General features: G+C 71.2%; 16 protein-coding genes. 4 read left to right on the top strand and 12 right to left on the bottom strand.

Going from position 1 to position 16634, the window contains the following annotated elements:
* From FLP10_RS17330 to FLP10_RS17310, 5 genes are all read right to left on the bottom strand, one after another.
* Positions 1-285: ferritin family protein (locus tag FLP10_RS17330; protein WP_483923594.1), on the bottom strand; the 285-nt coding region annotated here is incomplete at its 3' end.
* Between the two features lie 215 nt (positions 286-500).
* On the bottom strand, positions 501-977 hold the full coding sequence (locus FLP10_RS17325) for an Lrp/AsnC family transcriptional regulator (RefSeq protein WP_246150074.1): 477 nt from the start codon (positions 975-977) through the stop codon (positions 501-503).
* Positions 978-1118: 141 nt separating this feature from the next.
* Positions 1119-2594 (bottom strand): APC family permease, encoded by a 1476-nt coding sequence (locus FLP10_RS17320; RefSeq protein WP_149161991.1) that lies wholly within the window; start codon positions 2592-2594, stop codon positions 1119-1121.
* Positions 2595-2690: 96 nt separating this feature from the next.
* On the bottom strand, positions 2691-3881 hold the full coding sequence (locus tag FLP10_RS17315; RefSeq protein WP_149161990.1) for an acyl-CoA dehydrogenase family protein: 1191 nt from the start codon (positions 3879-3881) through the stop codon (positions 2691-2693).
* The gene (locus tag FLP10_RS17310) at positions 3878-5122 is read right to left on the bottom strand and encodes an acyl-CoA dehydrogenase family protein (protein WP_149161989.1); all 1245 of its coding nucleotides are present in this window, start codon (positions 5120-5122) and stop codon (positions 3878-3880) included. Before FLP10_RS17310 ends, FLP10_RS17315 begins: the two co-directional genes overlap by 4 nt.
* Before the next feature lie 140 nt (positions 5123-5262).
* Between FLP10_RS17310 and FLP10_RS17305 the strand changes: the two genes are divergently transcribed.
* A complete protein-coding gene (locus FLP10_RS17305) occupies positions 5263-6654 on the top strand; it encodes an LLM class flavin-dependent oxidoreductase (RefSeq protein ID WP_149161988.1) in 1392 nt (463 codons plus the stop codon).
* Positions 6655-6685: 31 nt separating this feature from the next.
* Here the strand turns inward: FLP10_RS17305 and FLP10_RS17300 are convergent, their stop codons facing one another.
* Positions 6686-8485, bottom strand: a complete 1800-nt coding sequence (locus FLP10_RS17300; RefSeq protein ID WP_246150073.1) for a DEAD/DEAH box helicase — start codon at positions 8483-8485, stop codon at positions 6686-6688.
* A gap of 91 nt (positions 8486-8576) precedes the next feature.
* On the opposite strand from FLP10_RS17300, the gene FLP10_RS17295 reads away from it, so the two are divergent.
* The gene (locus FLP10_RS17295) at positions 8577-9395 is read left to right on the top strand and encodes an SGNH/GDSL hydrolase family protein (protein ID WP_149161987.1); all 819 of its coding nucleotides are present in this window, start codon (positions 8577-8579) and stop codon (positions 9393-9395) included.
* Here FLP10_RS17295 and FLP10_RS17290 read toward each other — a convergent pair.
* Positions 9389-10795: a D-alanyl-D-alanine carboxypeptidase family protein gene (locus FLP10_RS17290; protein WP_149161986.1), complete on the bottom strand. Its 1407-nt coding sequence runs from the start codon at positions 10793-10795 to the stop codon at positions 9389-9391. The genes FLP10_RS17295 and FLP10_RS17290 overlap by 7 nt on opposite strands.
* A gap of 10 nt (positions 10796-10805) precedes the next feature.
* Positions 10806-11612 carry a TrmH family RNA methyltransferase gene (locus FLP10_RS17285; protein WP_149161985.1) on the bottom strand — a complete coding sequence of 269 codons (807 nt, stop codon included), beginning with the start codon at positions 11610-11612 and terminating at the stop codon, positions 10806-10808.
* 156 nt (positions 11613-11768) lie between these two features.
* On the opposite strand from FLP10_RS17285, the gene FLP10_RS17280 reads away from it, so the two are divergent.
* Positions 11769-12551 carry a Sir2 family NAD-dependent protein deacetylase gene (locus FLP10_RS17280; protein WP_149162338.1) on the top strand — a complete coding sequence of 261 codons (783 nt, stop codon included), beginning with the start codon at positions 11769-11771 and terminating at the stop codon, positions 12549-12551.
* A 4-nt stretch (positions 12552-12555) separates the two neighbouring features.
* Here FLP10_RS17280 and FLP10_RS17275 read toward each other — a convergent pair whose 3' ends face one another.
* Positions 12556-13644 (bottom strand): glycosyltransferase family 4 protein, encoded by a 1089-nt coding sequence (locus tag FLP10_RS17275; RefSeq protein WP_149161984.1) that lies wholly within the window; start codon positions 13642-13644, stop codon positions 12556-12558.
* Positions 13641-14531, bottom strand: coding sequence for an alpha/beta fold hydrolase (locus FLP10_RS17270; RefSeq protein ID WP_149161983.1), 891 nt, complete (start codon positions 14529-14531; stop codon positions 13641-13643). Before FLP10_RS17270 ends, FLP10_RS17275 begins: the two co-directional genes overlap by 4 nt.
* 88 nt (positions 14532-14619) lie before the next feature.
* Between FLP10_RS17270 and FLP10_RS17265 the strand changes: the two genes are divergently transcribed.
* Positions 14620-15318 (top strand): exonuclease domain-containing protein, encoded by a 699-nt coding sequence (locus FLP10_RS17265; protein ID WP_149161982.1) that lies wholly within the window; start codon positions 14620-14622, stop codon positions 15316-15318.
* Positions 15319-15446: 128 nt separating this feature from the next.
* Here FLP10_RS17265 and FLP10_RS17260 read toward each other — a convergent pair whose 3' ends face one another.
* Together FLP10_RS17260 and FLP10_RS17255 are read right to left on the bottom strand one after the other, a co-directional pair.
* Positions 15447-15701, bottom strand: coding sequence for a type B 50S ribosomal protein L31 (locus tag FLP10_RS17260; protein WP_149161981.1), 255 nt, complete (start codon positions 15699-15701; stop codon positions 15447-15449).
* Between the two features lie 126 nt (positions 15702-15827).
* Positions 15828-16613: an ABC transporter ATP-binding protein gene (locus tag FLP10_RS17255; RefSeq protein ID WP_149161980.1), complete on the bottom strand. Its 786-nt coding sequence runs from the start codon at positions 16611-16613 to the stop codon at positions 15828-15830.
* Positions 16614-16634 lie beyond the last annotated feature (21 nt).

Genomic DNA, 16634 nt, shown 5'->3' with positions numbered 1-16634 from the left:
GAGGGCGAGCACGAAGATCGAGCCGAACCGTCGGGCGAGGCTCGCGAGGAACCGCGTGCGCAGGTCGGCGCGCGGAATGCCGGTCTCGTCGCCGTCGAGCAGCCTGAGCCAGTGTGCCTCGTGCCGACCCTCGGCGGCGGCGAGCGCGAGCAGGATCTCGCGCTCCTCGCCGGTGCGGCGGGCGGCGAGTTCGCGGTAGACCGCGCCTTCGGCGCGCTCGTCGGCGAGGTATCGGCGCCATCTGGCGCGGTCGGCGGCGGTGCCCGCCGGACGTGGCTGATCCATGGTGCTCCCGACTGTCGCGGGACGGCACGGACGGATGCTCCGGATGGTCCGCCCCGTCACGTGAACGGGCCGCATCGGCGGCCCGTCTCCACGCTACCGATGCGACCGTCGGCGCACGTTCCGTTCGCCCGGATTGGCAGCATTTCGGGTCTCCGAACGGGCGGGCGCGGTGCCGCCGGGACGTCGGCTCCGAGACATCCGCCTCGCATCGCCCGTCAGCCGATGAGCTGCTGCCAGCCGTCGCCGTCGACGTGCTCGAAGATGAGGTTCGTCTCGGTGTGCGCGACTGCCGGATGCCCCGTGAGGTGCGCGAGCACGAACTGCCGCAGCTCTTCGGCGTCGCGTGCCGCCACGTGCAGCAGGTAGTCGTCGGCGCCCGCCATATGGAAGACGCCGAGCACGCCGGGCAGGTGCGGCACCTGGTTGCGGAAGGCGTCGATCTCGGCGCGGTCGTGCTTGACGAGGCGGATCGCGATGAGGGCCTGCAACGACACCCCCACCGAGGCCAGGTCGACATCGACGTGGAAGCCTCGCACCGTACCCTCTTGCTGCAACCGGCGCAGGCGCAGCGAGACGGTCGACTCGGCGACGCCGACCTCGTGCGCGAGCGCCGCGCCCGAGGCCCGCGCGTTCTGCGAGAGGGCGGTCAGCAGTGCACGATCGATGCGGTCGAGCTCAAGGGGCTGCGGCACGTGGGGTCTCCTTCGGTAGGAACTCGCAGGATGCTGCATCTTATCGACATCCGTCGAAGATGCTGCAGCTGCCATGGGCCGCGCGGCTGCGTCCGGAGCCGAGTCGGCGGCTCCGGACGCAGCGCGGCTTCGGCTGGGGGCCTACTCGAGCCGGGCCCCCGCGCGTCGCCGGGCGACGACGGGCCCGAGTGCGAACGCGAGCACGAACAGGGCGATGATCCCCCACGAGAACGGCCCGTATCCGTCCTCGGCGACGAGCACCGGCAGGTTGACGAACACCAGCACCGCGAAGACGCCGAGGCCGAGGAGCCCGAGGCCGGGCGCGATCGTCGTCTTCCACGGGCCGAGCTCGTTCGGCGTCCGTCGGAAGATCACGATGACCGCGACGCTCGTGAGCACGAGCAGCAGCACGATCCCGACCGACGAGATGCCGCCGAGCCAGGTGTAGAACTGTCCGATGGGGTCGAGCCCGAGCACGACGGCCAGGGCGATGAGCACGGCCACCGTGCCCGACGCCGCGAGCGAGGCGCGTGCGGGCGACCCGTGCCGGGCGTGCGCATCGCCGAGCGCGCGCGGCAGCACGCCGCGGCCCGCGAGGGTGAAGACGTACCGCGACACGATGTTGTGGAACGACAGGATGCACGCGAACAGGCTCGTGACGAACAGCACCTGGATAATGTGGCCGCCGACCGTGCCGAGGTACTGCTCGGTGGTGGTCGCGAGGATGGTTCCGGCGTTCTCGGAGGCGTTCTCGACGATGGTGCTCTGGCCGTTCGCCGAGATGAGCACCCAGCTCGAGAGCGTGTAGAACGCGCCGATGAGGATGAGCGCGATGTACGTGGCACGAGGGATGGTGCGCTCGGGATCGCGTGCCTCGTCGCGGAACACCGCGGTCGCCTCGAATCCGATGAAGCTCAGGATCGCGAAGAGGATCGCGAATCCGGGCGCGCCCGACAGGATGTGCGTGGGGTCGACGATGCCCGTCGAGAAGCCCTCGGGTCCGCCGCCCGAGAAGATCACGACCGCGTCGAGCGCGAGCACGATGAGCACCTCGGCGATGAGCAGGACCGCGAGCACGCGCCCCGACAGCTCGATCTTGAAGTAGCCGAGCGCGCTCACGACGGCGAACCCGATCGCGGCGTACACCCACCACGGGATGTCGGGCGCTCCGTACGACTTCAGCAGTTCGTTGGCACCCGGACCGAACAGGCCGAACACCCCGGCCTCGAGGGCGATATACGACAGCAGCGCGGCGAATGCGGCGCCGAGACCGGCGCCTCGCCCGAGCCCTTTGCCGACGTAGGCGAAGAAGGCGCCCGCCGATTTCACGAACGGCGTCGCGTTCGTGAAGCCCACTGCGAACAGCAGCAGCACCGCGGTCACGACGATGAACACGAACGGGAAGCCGGCGCCGTTGCCGTAGGCGATGCCGAGCGGCACCGGGCCGCCGATCACGCCGAGCGGCGACGCGGCAGCGACGACGATGAACACGATGCTCGCGACGCCGAGCGAGCCGCGGAGTCGTCGGAACTCGGGCGGGACGACGGCGGCCTCGGGCGCCGTCGTGGGGGCGTCGGGCGGTGCAGCGCTGCTCTCGGCGATGGTGGTGTCGGCCATGTCGGCCTCCTTCGGAGTGGTGGGACGGTGGGTTGGGGGCGGGTGGATGGAACGAGGCGCAGGGTGGTGCGACGGGCCGGGTGCGGATGCCTCGCCTCAGCCGGTTGCGGCCTTCGGCACGCCGATCGCCCACTCGTAGGGCGGTTCGGCGTCGTTGACGACCGCGTCGCCGACGATGCGGGCCTTGAACGCGGCGGGGTTGTGGCTTGCGACCGTGCGGGCGTTGCGCCAATGGCGATCGAGGGCGAGCGAGGTACTCGTCGCGCTGGCCCCGAGTGCGTCGAACAGTCGCGTGGCGGCGTCGAGCGCGAGGGGTGTGATCGTGAGCTGCGCCTGCGCCGAGGCGAGCTCGGCCGCGCGCTTGGCTGCGGATCGGGTCGCTGGGTCGGCGTCTCGTGCCTCGTAGGCCTGCTGCAGCACCGCGGCGGCGCGCCGCACGATCGCGTCGGCGGCGAATGCGTCCGCCTCGATGCGACCGACGATCTCGAGGATCTGCGGGTCGTCGCGGGTGCGTGCGGCGTTGCCATGGCTGAAGGTGCGGGCCCGGGTCGCGACCTGGTCGGCGGCGTCGCGGGCGGCCGCACGGGCGATACCGGCCTGCACCGCGACGAGCACGAGCTGGTACAGCGCGGTCTGATAGCCGAACCGCTCGGCGAACGGGTAGACGTGCTCGCGGCGCACCGGCGCGCCGGCGAAGACCGCGGTGCCGCTGCCGGTGAGCCGCTGACCGAACCCGTTCCAGTCGTCGCTCACCTCGACCGCATCGTGCGCGGTCGATACGAGCGCGGCGACCTCGACGCCGTCTGGGTCGAGCGCGGTCGCGTCGATCCACTCGGCGAAGATCGAGCCGGTCGTGTAGTACTTGCGACCGGTGATCGCATAGCCGTCAGCGCTCGGCGCCAGGCGGGTCGCGGTGTCGCCGAGCGCGACGTTGCCGATCTCGGTGACGGCGTTGCCGACGAGCTCGCCGGCGGCGAACCGTCGCAGCCACTCGTCGCGGTCGGGACTCGGCGGCGCGTTCAAGCGGTCCTCGACGAACGCGATGTGCCCGCGCAGCGCTTGCGGGACGTGGGGGTCGTGCGACGCGAGGTCGACGAGGAGCGCGAACAGCTCGGTCAGGTCGGCGCCGTCGCCGCCGAACTTGCGCGGCACGCGAACGCCCGTGAATCCCGCGCGCTTCAGCGCCGCGATCGCGTCGACCGGCAGTTCGCGATCGAGCTCGCGCTGCAGCGATCCGGCGCCGATCTCGGCGAAGACGTCGGCGTATCGGTGTGCGGGGGCGGTCATGTGTAGAGGCTCACGGGCTGCACGGTGCCGTTCAGGAAGTGCGCGCCGACCTCGATGCGCTTGTAGTCGACCGGGTCGTGCAGGCTGTGGGTCCGCAGGTTGCGCCAGTGCAGGTCGAGGGCGATGGCCGACTTCGTCGAGCTCGCACCAGTGAGCTCGAAGACCCGCGACGCGACATCGAGACCCACCTCGGTCGAGACGACCTTGAGCCGGGCGACCTCGATCTCGATGGCGGCGCGCTGGTCGGCCGTGGTGGCGTGCCCGCGGGCCACGACCTCGTCGTACCGGCGGTTCAGACGGTCGGCGAGCGCCTCGACCGCGGCGGTACGCGAGACCAGCTCGCCGAACAGCCGGTGCGTGATCGGGTCGTCGGCGTAGCGGTCGACCCCTGAGAGGAACCATGAGTTCGGCCGCGCGCGGGTGAGCGCGGCGGCCTGCGCGAGCGCGCCCTCGGCGACGCCGAGGTAGATGTTGCCGAACAGCAGCTGCACGCCGGGGGTCACGACCGACGAGAACGGTTCGTCGCGGTCGACGCCGATCACGTCGGCATCGGTCACGACCACGTCCGTGTACTCGACGCCGCCGCTCGCGGAGGCCCGGTACCCGATGTTGTCCCAGTCGCCCAGGTGGCGGATGCCGTCGCGCCCGGCGTCGAGCGCGAACACGACCAGCTCGCCGTCGTGCCGGCCGCCCTCGGCGATGGCGCCGGCGACGATCACGTCGGCGACCGCGGCACCCGTGGCGAACGCCTTCCGCCCGTTCAGCAGGTACCGATCGCCGTCGGCCACGAGCGCGAGATCGGGACTGATCGGATTGAACGAGTCGCTCCAGACCCAGTGCCCCGCGGCGCTTCGCGCGAGCACGTCACGAGTGTGCGAGGCATCCGTGCCGTAGAAGACCGCGCACGCCTGGTTCAGCCAGCTGTATCCGAGGATCTGGGCGACGGATGCATCGACGCGCGCGATGACGCGCGCGACCGCGAACGCGGTCTCCCAGTGGGCGCCGTGGCCGCCGAGGTCGGTCGGCACCACCAGGTCGGCCAGCCCGCTGGTTCGCAGCAGGGCCACAGGCGCGACCGGCAGGGCGTTCGACCGGTCGCGCTCGACGACGTCGACCGCGAGTGCGTCGGCGACAGTGCGGGCGACACCGGTCCAGTGCGCGAGTTCGTCTGCGTCGGCGTGGCCGCCCCACGGGGCGAACGTCTCGGTGCGGCGCTCGGCCGGCGATGGTGCGATGGTCATGGCGAGTGAGCGTGCAACACTCGGCGCGCGACCGCCACCCGCGCGAAACATGGTTGCGTCGCGTGACGCCATGTGTCGGATCGACCCGCGGTGCGGGGCCGGTTCGGCCACGATGGCCGGGTTCAGGAAGGCGGTCTCGTATGTCCTCTCGTCCCATCCGCTTCAATGCGTTCGACATGAGCTGCGTCGGTCACATCTCGAGCGGTCTGTGGCGTCATCCGGCCGATCAGGCCCAGCGCTACACCGACATCTCGTACTGGACCGAGCTCGCGCAGCTGCTCGAACGGGGCCGATTCGATGGCATCTTCATCGCCGATGTGCTCGGAACCTACGACGTGTACGGCGGCACGGCCGAGGCCGCGATCAAGCACGGGTCTCAGGTGCCCGTGACCGACCCGCTGCTCGTCGTGTCGGCGATGGCGGCTGTCACCGAGCATCTCGGCTTCGGCGTGACGGCGGGCACCGCGTACGAGCACCCGTACCCGTTCGCCCGCCGCCTCTCGACGCTCGACCACCTGACCAAGGGCCGCGTCGGCTGGAACGTCGTGACCGGCTACCTCCCCTCGGCCGCGCGCAATATGGGGCACGACGACCAGGTCGAGCACGACCAGCGCTACGACATCGCCGACGAGTACCTCGAGGTGCTGTACAAGCTGTGGGAGGGGTCGTGGGAGGACGACGCGGTCGTGCGCGACCGCGACTCCGGCGTCTTCACCGACCCGTCGAAGGTGCACGACATCAGCCACGAGGGCACGCACTTCAAGGTCCCCGGCATCCACCTGGTCGAGCCGAGCCCGCAGCGCTCCCCCGTGATCTACCAGGCCGGCGCTTCGAAGCGGGGCATCGCGTTCGCGGCCGAGAACGCCGAGGCGATCTTCGTCGCCGCGCCCTCCAAGCGCACCGTCGCGTCGCAGGTGCGCCAGATCCGCGACGCCCTCGAAGCCGCGGGACGCGACCGGTACGCCGCGCGCATCTACGCCATGGCGACGGTCATCGTCGATGAGACCCCCGACCAGGCTCGGGCGAAGGAGGCCGAGTACCTGGCGTACGCCGACGACGAGGCCGCGCTCGTGCTGATGTCGGGCTGGATGGGCGCCGACCTCTCGCAGTACGACCTCGACGACCCCATCGGCGAGGTGCAGAGCAACGCGATCCAGTCGCTCGTGACCTCGCTCAAAGAGGAGGCCGACGCCGGCGACGAGTGGACCGTGCGCACACTCGCCGAGCGCGGCAAGATCGGCGGCTTCGGCACCCGCATCGTCGGCTCGGCCGAGGAGGTCGCCGACCAGCTCGAGGAGTGGGTCGCCGAGACCGACATCGACGGCTTCAACCTCAGCTACGCGATCACACCCGGGACCTTCGAGGACATCGTCGAGTTCGTCGTGCCCGAACTGCAGCGCCGCGGCCGGTACCCGACCGAGTACCAGCCCGGGACGCTGCGACAGAAGCTGCACGGCCGAGGCGACCGGCTTCCCGACGAGCACCGCGGCGCGCGGTACCGGGTGGGCCAGACGGTCGGCGCCGAAGCCTGAGCGGGCGGACCCGCCGGCGCAGCACTCGCCCTCAGCGCCCGCCGAGCCGACGCCGCAGCAGGTCGATCCGAGCCTGCAACTGCGTGACCGTGGCGTGGGCCACCTCGGGTCCGCCGCAGACTCGGCGCAGCTCGGCGTGCACCTGCGAATGCGGCAGACCCATCTGGCGGGCGTAGAGCCCGACCAGGCTGTTCAGCAGCGATCGCTGCTCTTTCAGGGTGCGGTACAGCGCCACCGGCTCGGCCGCGGCCGGCTCGTCGACCGCGTGCTTGCGCCGATCACCGGCGCGCCGGGCCTGACGCGCCTGCCGGTGCCGCAGCAGTTCGGCGACCTGCTCGGGCTCCAGCAGCCCCGGGATGCCGATGAAGTCGAACTCCTCGTCGCTGCCGGGTTCAGCGAAGGTACCGAAGTCGGTGCCGTCGAACACCACCCGATCGAAGGTCGCGTCGCTCGCGATCGCCTGCCAGGTGAACTCCCCGGCCTCGTCGCTCGCGCGTTCCTCGCGGTTCGCGGCCTCGAGCAGGCCGTCATCGAGGCCGGGGTCGTCGTCGCCGTCGCGCCGGTCGAGAGCGTGATCGCGCTCGCGCTCGAGCTCGCCGGCGAGCGCCATCAGCACGGGCACGTTCGGCAGGAACACGCTGGCCGTCTCGCCGCGGCGCCTGGCGCGCACGAACCGGCCGATCGCCTGGGCGAAGAACAGCGGGGTCGCCGAACTGGTGGCGTAGACGCCGACCGCGAGGCGGGGAACATCGACGCCCTCGGAGACCATGCGCACCGCGACCATCCACCGGCTCGTGCCCTCGGAGAACTCCTCGATGCGCGCCGACGCCTCCTTCTCGTCGGAGAGCACCACCGTGACCCGTTCGCCGCAGATCGACTGCAGGATCTCGGCGTAGGCGCGCGCGACGGTCTGGTCGGTGGCGATGACGAGCCCGCCGGCATCGGGGATCGCCTGGCGCACCTCGGTGAGCCGACGGTCGGCGGCGCGCAGCACGGCGGGGATCCACTCGCCGGTGGGCTCGAGTGCGGTGCGCCAGGCCGACGACGTGACATCCTTCGTGTTGTCCTCGCCGAGCTTGGCCTCCATCTCGTCGCCCGCCTTGGTGCGCCACCGCATGTGCCCGGCGTAGACCATGAACAGCACGGGCCGCACGACGCCGTCGGCCAGCGCCCGACCGTAACCGTAGTTGTAGTCGGTGCGCGAGAGGCGTACGCCCTTCGCGTCGGGCTCGTACTGCACGAATGGAATGGGCGCGGTGTCGCTGCGGAACGGCGTGCCGGTGAGCGAGAGCCGCTTCTCAGCGGGTTCGAAGGCCTCGCGGATGGCGTCGCCCCACGAGAGCGTGTCGCCGCCGTGGTGCACCTCGTCGAGGATGACGAGGGTGCGGCCCGACAGCGTGAGCTCGCGGTGCAGCGCGGGGCGGATCGCGACCTGCGCGTAGGTGACGGCGACCCCGTGGTAGTGGCGTGCGGTGCGCCCGTGGGCGTTGCGGAATCCGGGGTCGAGCCGGATTCCGACCCGTGCCGCCGCATCGGCCCACTGCCGCTTCAGGTGGTCGGTGGGGGCGACCACGGTGATGCGGTCGATGATGCGGCGGGCGCGCAGTTCGGCGGCGATGCGCAGGGCGAAGGTGGTCTTGCCGGCGCCGGGCGTCGCAGCCGCGAGGAAGTCGCGCGGCAGTTCGTCGAGGTATTGCTCGAGCGCCTCGGCCTGCCAGGCGCGCAGCTTCGACGCGGTGCCCCACGGTGCGCGCGCGGGGAACGACGGGGACAGGTGCTCAGCGGCGGAGGTACCGGGCAGATGGCTGCCGGAGGGGGTCGCTGTGCTCACTTCACAGCACTGTAGACCACCCCGCCGACACGCTCGTGCGTCCGTCCACCTGCAGGTGTGGGGCATCCGAAGGTCGTTGCACAATGGAGAGATGGTCACCCAGCAGCATCCCTGGTCCCGCTACGTCGCGATCGGCGACTCGTTCACCGAGGGCATCGGCGATCCCGAGCCGAACGTGCCCGGCGGCCATCGAGGCTGGGCCGACCGCGTGGCCGAGGTGCTGTCGCGCGGCACCGAGGACTTCGCGTACGCGAACCTCGCCGTGCGCGGCAAGCTCATCCAGCAGATCATCGACGAGCAGCTCGAGCCCGCGGTGGCGCTGCGCCCCGACCTGATCACCATCTCAGCCGGCGGAAACGATGTGATCCGCCCGGGCACCGACCCCGACGAGATCTCGGGGCGCTTCGAGTACGCGATCGAGCGGCTCTCCCGCGATGGTGCCACGATCGTGCTGTTCACCGGCGTCGACGTCGGCTTCTCGCCGGTGTTCCGAGGCATCCGCGGCAAGGTCGCGATCTACAACGAGAACCTGCGGTCGATCGCGGCGAAGTACGACTGCATCGTCGCCGATCAGTGGGCGCTTTCCGAGATCCAGGATCAGCGGTTCTGGGCCCCCGACCGCCTGCACCTGAACCCGCTCGGCCACCACACGGTCGCACGCATGGTGCTCGCCGCGCTGAACGTCGAGAACGACCTCGTGCCCTCGACGCCCGAGCCGCTGCCCGACGTGAGCTGGCGGCAGGCGCGCGCAGAAGACCTGGTCTGGGCGAGGGAGCACCTCGTGCCCTGGGTGCTGCGACGTCTCCGTCACCAGTCGTCGGGCGACTTCGTGACGGCGAAGCGCCCCACCGCCGGACCCTATGCCGACGCGAGCGAAGAGGCGGTCGCGGGCGGAGCCGACGCTCAGTAGCAGGCGAGCGTCACCGACCCCGACGACGCCGCCGGCCTGGGTCGGGTGCCCTCGGCCGCGTCGAGCTCGTCGGGGTTGGTGAGGCGCCACCAGTCGCCCGGGTCGGCGAGCGCGCCCTCGAGCACGAGCGGCACGGTCACGGTGGCGTCGCCTGCACGCACTGTCGCGGTGCCGACGCTCTGGCCGTCGGCCGCGGTCGCGAGGGCATCGGCGGTCACCTCGACCTCGACGGGCGTGTCGCTCCACACGACGACGGATGCCCCGTCACCCGCGCGTGCGACCGCGGTGTCGCCCCAGGGCTGCGCGTAGGACGCGAGCTCCTGCCCTGCGGTGAGCGCAGTGACCTCGTGGAACCCTGGCGCGACGCTGTCGAGCAGTGCGCCGATCGCCTCGTCGAGGACGGCGTGCGTCTCACCGCCCAGCACGACGCCGACCACGGTGACGGTGTGCGATCCCACGGGGTAGTCGGCCGAGAACAACAGATTGGCCGCGTCGTCGGTGGTGCCGGTCTTGATGCCGTCGACGCCGTGGGTGCCGAGCATCTTGTTCGAGTTCGTCACGGTGCCGACGCCAGGGATCTCGGCACTCTGCATGGCCACGATCTCGGCCAGCACGGGGTTCTCGAGCGCGAGCACGCCGAGCTGCACGAGATCGCTCGGAATGCTCGTGTTGTCGAGCGAGAGGCCCGACGAGTCGGCGATCGTGGTGTGCACGAGCCCGTGGGCGTCGAGCCAGCCGCGTGCGGCGTCGACGAGCCCCTGCTCCGAGCCGAACGCCCAGTTCGACAACGAGATCGCGTAGTTGTTGCCCGAGGGCAGCAGCATCGTCTCGAGTGATTGCTTGAGGGTCAGCGATGATCCGGCTGGCACCGGCGCGACCGATCCGTTCTGCGCGACCATGTCCCAGTAGACGTCGACGTCGGCGTCGGTGTACTCGATCGACGGCCCTTCCTCGCCCGGGGCGATGGGGTGCTGGTCGAGGATGACGAGCGCGGTGATGACCTTCGTGATGCTCGCGGTCGGCAACGGCGTCTGGTCGGCGCTCTGCGCGAGCGGGCCCGGGAACCCGACCGCCGAGATCGCCCACGTGCCGAACTGCGGCCCGGCGATCGCCTGCGCCGGCGCCACCACTGGCGCGGGCTGCGAGACCTCCGGGCTCGCCACGGGCAACGGCGCGTTCAGCGCGTTCGACGTGTACACGCCGCCCCACAGGCCGAGCCCGACCACCACGAGCAGGATCGCGACGGCGACGGTGCGACGGCGGCGGAAGATCCGGCGGCGTCGAGCGGCAGCGCGCCGCCGTGCCAGGTCCACGTCGTCGTCGAGCGGATCGGCGGTGACCGGACCGGCGCCGATCGCGCGGGCCGACCCGGGCGGCGGCGTGATCGTGGGGCGTGACATCCGTTGCAGCCTAACCGTCGACCGCGAGCGCGTAGAGCACCACCGCCGCGCTCGCCGCGACGTTCAGCGAATCCACACCGCGCGCCATCGGGATGGTGACCACCTGGTCGGCGGCGGCGAGCGCATGCCTGCTGAGCCCGTCGCCCTCGGCGCCGAAGACGAGCGCGAGCCGGTCGGGCGCCTCGTGGGCGAGCGTGCGCAGCGGCACCGCGTCGTCGGCGAGCGCAAGCGCGCAGATGCGGAACCCGTGGTCGTGCAGCAGCGACACGGCGTCGGCCCAGCCGGGCAGCCGTGTCCACGGCACCTGGAAGACGGTGCCCATGCTGACCCGCACGCTGCGCCGGTACAGGGGGTCGGCGCAACGCTCGCTGACGAGCACGGCATCGGCGCCGAGGGCTGCGACGCTGCGGAAGATGGCGCCGACGTTGGTGTGGTCCACGATGTCCTCGAGCACGACGACGCGGCGGGCGTCGCGGAGCAGGTCGGCGGGGTCGGGCAGGGCGGGCCGTTCGAAGGCGGCGAGGGCGCCGCGGTGCACACGATAGCCGGTGATCGCCTCGAGTTGGGCCGGGTCGGCGACGTGCACGGGCACGTCAAGGGGTGCCAGTACGGGTTCGAGGGCGGGCAGCCACTTCTCCTCGGTGAGCACCGACCTGGGCCGGTGGCCCGCGGCGACGGCGCGGGTGATGACCTTCGCCGACTCGGCGATGTAGAGGCCACCCTCGGTCTCGACCCGGCTGCGCAGGGCCACGTCGGTCAGCCCGGCGTAGTCGGCGACGGCGTCGGATGTCGCGTCCGCGACCCGTTCGATGTGCATGGATGTCCCTCCGGCTCTCAAGCCTGCCAGGCGACGAAACATTCCGGAAAAGCTCGACGTTTACTATCGTGACGCTGTCGAAGGAGGCTCGACGTGACCACTGCGATCCCGGTGCAGGCTGCGCCCGACGAACTGCTGGGCGATGCCATCGATGTGATGCGAGGTGCGCGGGTGGCCGTGCTGACGGGTGCGGGGGTGAGCACCGACTCCGGTATCCCCGACTACCGGGGTGCGGGTGCGCCGGTGCGCACGCCGATGACGATCCAGACGTTCCTGGCCTCCGAGCACGCTCGCAAGCGCTACTGGGCGGGCAGCCACCTCGGCTGGCGCAACTTCAGGTCGGCGCGGCCGAATCGGGGGCATCTCGCGCTCGCCGAACTCGAGGCGGGCGGAGTGGTCACCGGCGTGGTCACGCAGAACGTCGATGGTCTGCACCGCCGTGCGGGCAGCCGGCGGGTCGTGGAACTGCACGGGGCGATGGACCGGGTCGTGTGCCTGCAGTGCGGGCAGGTGTACGCGCGGCATGCGATCGCCGATCGGCTGACCGCGCTCAACCCCGATATCGACTTGGAGCAGGCGATCCGGCTGGCTCCCGACGGTGATGTCGAGGTCGACGATGTGGATGCGATGCGGCTGCCGACGTGCACGGTGTGCGGCGGCGTCCTGAAGCCCGATGTGGTGTTCTTCGGCGAGTTCGTTCCCGGTGAGACGTTCGAGGCGGCGGCGTCCGTGGTGTCGGGCAGCGACGTGCTGCTCGTGGCGGGTTCGTCGCTGGTCGTGAACTCGGGCATGCGGCTCATCGAGCTCGCGCGCCGGCGACGCATGCCGATCATCGTGGTGAACCGCGGTATCACGAAGGGCGACAGCCGTGCCGCGGTGAAGCTCGACGCGGGCGCGAGCGAGGTGCTCGACCGGATGTCGGCGGCGCTCGTCGGATGACGTGTCAGCGCCGGCGCCGGTTCCTCGTGCCGGCGACGGTCTGCTGCATGAGGTCGAGCAGCCGCTCGGCCGACCGCGCCCACGTGTAGCGGGCCGCGACCTCGATCGAGGCGGCCGAGCGCTGCTCCCACTCCCCCTCGGCCTCGAGGGCTCCGAGCTGCGCGACGAGCGACGACGCATCGGACGGGTCGAAGAACCGGGCGGCGTCGCCGCCGATTTCTCGGAAGATCGGGATGTCGCTGACCACGACCGGCGTGCCCACGCGCATCGCCTCGACGAGGGGGATGCCGAATCCCTCGGCCCGTGAGGCGTGCACGAGCGCGGTGGCGCCCGAGAGCAGTTCGGCGTACTCGGCGTCGGTGACGCCGTCGTGGAACACCAGGCGCGCCTCGGGTGCGAGCCGGGTGAGGCGGGCGCGTTCGGCATCCGAGATGCGGCTGCACAGGTGCAGCTCGTGGTCGGGCAGCTCGCCCGCAGCTCGCACGAGCGTGTCCACGTTCTTGTACGGCATGTACGAACCCATGTAGACCAGCCGGCGGCCGCTCGGGCGCGTCCGCGGCAGCGGCGGGGCCGGCAGGTCGTCGGCGGCGTTCGGCACGACCGTGACGGGACGCTTCGTGAGCCGGTGCTCGCGCATGAGGCCGGCCGTGGTCTCGGACACCGTGACGACGGCGTCGGCGCGGTTCAGCAGCACCCGCTGCGGCCACCAGGCGAGGTGGTAGACCCGCCAGAGCACGCGCACGAACCACGGCAGGTCGCGCGGAGGGGTGCGGTTCTCGTAGTAGATGAGGTCGTGCAGAGTGAGCAGCAGGGCGTAGTCGCGCCCCCACGAGCCCATCGTCTGCATCGGCGAGAACACGATGTCGGGCCGCAGCCTGCGCACCTGCCGGGCGACGAACGGCTCGCGGGGGCTCGTCGGCCCGCTGACCAGCTGCCACGGCAGGTCGGGCAGCAGGTCGAGCTGGCGGTGGTCGTTGATGAGCATGGTGACCGGATGCCGCTTCGCGAGCTCGCCTACGATGCCGGCGGTGAACCGGCTGATGCCGTCGTGCTGCCCGATGCGGGTGTACCGGCAGTCGACGACGACCCTCACGCGCCGGCTCCGGCGCCGAGGAATTGCCGGATGTGGGTGGCGGCCTCGTCGGGCGCCTCGTAGTGGATCAGGTGGCCGACGTCGCGGACGACTTCGAGCGAGGCATCCGGGAACTGCTCGACCAGCCGGCGTTGCGCCTCGATCGGGGTGATGTCGTCGCGGTCGGCGGCGACCAGCAGCGTCGGCACGCCGATGCGGGGCGCGTACTCGCGCACGTCGTGGCTGACCGACGCGCGGAACGCCTGCAGCACCGCGTCGCGGTCGGCGAACGCCGAGAAGTACCGGTCGTGCTGGTCGTGGATGAACCGGCGCAGCGGCTTCTCACGGGTCTTGGCCATCGTCACGCTCATGACCCGCACGATCGCTCCGTTGCGCAGCAGGGCGAAGCCGGCGCGCTCGGGAAGCGCTGCCGCTGCCCGGTAGTAGCCGACGGCGAGCCGCGTCATGACCCCGCGCGGACCTTCGAGCGCCGGGGCGCCGATCGGGTTCACGAGCACGAGCCGTCGCGGCGCCAGCCCGGCGGCGACCGCAGCCGCCGCGATGATCGAGCCGAACGAGTGGCCCAGCAGGTCGAAGCCGCCGGCCAGGTCGAGTTGTTCGACGAAGGCGCGCAACCACGCCGTGTACCCCGCGATGTCGTGGGCGGCCGCGAGCGGTGCGGATGCGCCGAAGCCGGGCAGGTCGGGCGAGATCACCCGGAACCCCTCGAGGTACGCGACGATCGGCTCGAGACCGTGATGGTCGCCGCGGAACCCGTGCACGAGCACCAGCGCTGGGGCCGCGGGGTCGCCGTACTCCCACCAGGCGGTCTCGGTTCCGAGCACGCTCGCCCGATGCTCCCGAACCGGGATACGTGCGAGCGGGGCGGCGTAGGGCGACGGAATCATCCCGTTCAGTGTACGGCCGGGCCCCTGAGCGAGCGCCGCACGACGGGCCGCCGCAGCCGTGACGGTGGTCGCGGATACCGTGAGCGGCATGAACCCGAATTCAGCAGGCTGGGCCGAGCGGCTGGCCGTCTTCGACCTCGAGACCACCGGCATCGACGTCGACGTGTGCCGCATCGTCACGGCGCACGTCGGGGTCATCGGCCCCGACGGCGACGTGCTCGAACAGCGCCGGTGGCTCGTCGATCCCGGCGTCGAGATCCCCACCGCCGCTACCCTCATCCACGGCATCTCGACCGAGCGCGCTCGCGCCGAGGGCGCCGCAGCGGTCGTCGCCGTGGCCGAGATCATCGCCGCCCTCGCCGACGTGGCCGCCCGCGGCCTGCCGATCGTGGCGTACAACGCCGCCTACGACCTCACGGTGCTCGCCCGCGAGGCCGAACGCTACGGGCACGCGCCGCTGGCGGGCCCGCCGCCGATCGTCGACCCGCTCGTCATCGACAAGGCCGTCGACCGGTACCGGCGCGGCAAGCGCACGCTCACCGCCGCAGCGGCGCACTACGGCGTCGAACTCGTCGACGCGCACGACGCCGGCGCCGATGCAGTCGCCGCCGGCCGGGTGGCGCAGGCCATCGCTCGCGCCTACCCTGAGGTCGCGGCCACGCCGCTCGAAGACCTGCACACCCTGCAGGTCGGCTGGTGCCGCGACCAGGCGGCCAGCTACCAGGCGTGGCGACGCGCGAACGGCGAGCCCGAGTTCGTCGCGGTCGGCGACTGGCCGCTGCGCTGACGACCCGGTCGGCGCTCACCGCCGACCGGTGCCCGACAGTCCGGTCGGCGCGATGCGGCACCGTCCGCTGCGCCCGGCGACACGACGAAGGGGCGGGCGACCAGGTCGCCCGCCCCTTCGTGAACGGCCTACTTCGAGGAGCCGAAGCCCTTGAAGCGCTGGTTGAACTTCTCGACGCGGCCGGCCGAGTCGAGGATGCGCTGCTTGCCCGTGTAGAACGGGTGCGACTCGCTCGAGATCTCGACGTCGATCACCGGGTAGGTGACCCCGTCGAGCTCGATGGTCTTGTCGCTCGTCGCGGTCGAACGCGTGAGGAACGTGGCACCCGACGCGAGGTCGCGGAAGACGATCGCGTTGTACTCGGGGTGGATGTCGGTCTTCATGAAGACTTCCTTGCTGATCGGAATATGCGATGGAGAAACCCGCCCTGCTGCGGCGCGGCGCGGCGGGAAGACGAGGTGGCCCTCGGGCCAGCTATCGAGTCTAGCAGAATCGACGCTCAGACGCCGCTAGGCAGCGCGGGCGGCGTACCGGCCGTTCGTCTCGGTCAGCTCGATCGGCAGCCCGAACGTGGCGGTCAGGTGCTCGGCCGTGAGTGCCTCGGCGAACGGCCCGGCCGCCTGGATCTTGCCGTCGGCGAGCAGCAGCGCGTGCGTGAACCCCTGCGGGATCTCTTCGACGTGGTGGGTCACCATGACGATCGCGGGCGACGCACCCGACGAGGCGTAGCCGCCGAGCAGCCCCACGAGTTCTTCACGTGCGCCGAGGTCGAGGCTCGCTGCCGGCTCGTCGAGCAGCAGCAGCTCGGGGTCGGTCATGACCGAGCGGGCGATCTGCACGCGCTTCTGCTCGCCGTCGGAGAGGCTGCCGAACCTGCGGTCGGCGAACTGCTCGAGGCGCCACTCCTTCAGCACGCGCTGCGCGCGGCGCAGGTCGATCTCTTCGTACTCTTCGTTCCACCGGCCGGTGACCGAGTAGGCGGCGGTGAGCACGACGTCGAGCACCGTCTCGTTGCGCGGGATCTTGCGGGCCATCGCGGTCGACGCGAAGCCGATCATCGGGCGCAGCTCGAACACGTCGACCTTGCCGAGCGATTCGGCCAGCACCTCGGCCTCGCCCTTCGTGGGGTGCATGGCGGCGGCGGCGATCTGCAGGAGGGTCGTCTTGCCGGCCCCGTTCGGGCCGAGGATCACCCAACGCTCGTCGCTGGCGACCGTCCAGTCGATCCCGTCGAGGATCGTGTTGCCGTCTCGGACCACCGACACATCGCGGAACTGCAGAACCGTGCTCGCCATACGTCCATGCTATCCGGGCGA

This window comes from Agromyces intestinalis, from assembly GCF_008365295.1.
Taxonomy (GTDB): Bacteria; Actinomycetota; Actinomycetes; order Actinomycetales; family Microbacteriaceae; genus Agromyces; species Agromyces intestinalis.
This window is presented reverse-complemented; position numbering and strand designations above follow the sequence as displayed.

Excerpts from the sequence above, each read along its gene's own strand:
- FLP10_RS17255 (WP_149161980.1), bottom strand. The coding sequence starts at position 16,613 with ATGGCGAGCACGGTTCTGCAGTTCCGCGATGTGTCGGTGGTCCGAGAC.
- FLP10_RS17285 (WP_149161985.1), bottom strand. The coding sequence starts at position 11,612 with ATGCACATCGAACGGGTCGCGGACGCGACATCCGACGCCGTCGCCGAC.
- FLP10_RS17280 (WP_149162338.1), top strand. The coding sequence starts at position 11,769 with ATGCGAGGTGCGCGGGTGGCCGTGCTGACGGGTGCGGGGGTGAGCACC.
- FLP10_RS17315 (WP_149161990.1), bottom strand. The coding sequence starts at position 3,881 with ATGACCGCCCCCGCACACCGATACGCCGACGTCTTCGCCGAGATCGGC.
- FLP10_RS17265 (WP_149161982.1), top strand. The coding sequence starts at position 14,620 with ATGAACCCGAATTCAGCAGGCTGGGCCGAGCGGCTGGCCGTCTTCGAC.
- FLP10_RS17305 (WP_149161988.1), top strand. The coding sequence starts at position 5,263 with ATGTCCTCTCGTCCCATCCGCTTCAATGCGTTCGACATGAGCTGCGTC.
- FLP10_RS17320 (WP_149161991.1), bottom strand. The coding sequence starts at position 2,594 with ATGGCCGACACCACCATCGCCGAGAGCAGCGCTGCACCGCCCGACGCC.
- FLP10_RS17310 (WP_149161989.1), bottom strand. The coding sequence starts at position 5,122 with ATGACCATCGCACCATCGCCGGCCGAGCGCCGCACCGAGACGTTCGCC.
- FLP10_RS17295 (WP_149161987.1), top strand. The coding sequence starts at position 8,577 with ATGGTCACCCAGCAGCATCCCTGGTCCCGCTACGTCGCGATCGGCGAC.
- FLP10_RS17270 (WP_149161983.1), bottom strand. The coding sequence starts at position 14,531 with ATGATTCCGTCGCCCTACGCCGCCCCGCTCGCACGTATCCCGGTTCGG.
- FLP10_RS17290 (WP_149161986.1), bottom strand. The coding sequence starts at position 10,795 with ATGTCACGCCCCACGATCACGCCGCCGCCCGGGTCGGCCCGCGCGATC.
- FLP10_RS17260 (WP_149161981.1), bottom strand. The coding sequence starts at position 15,701 with ATGAAGACCGACATCCACCCCGAGTACAACGCGATCGTCTTCCGCGAC.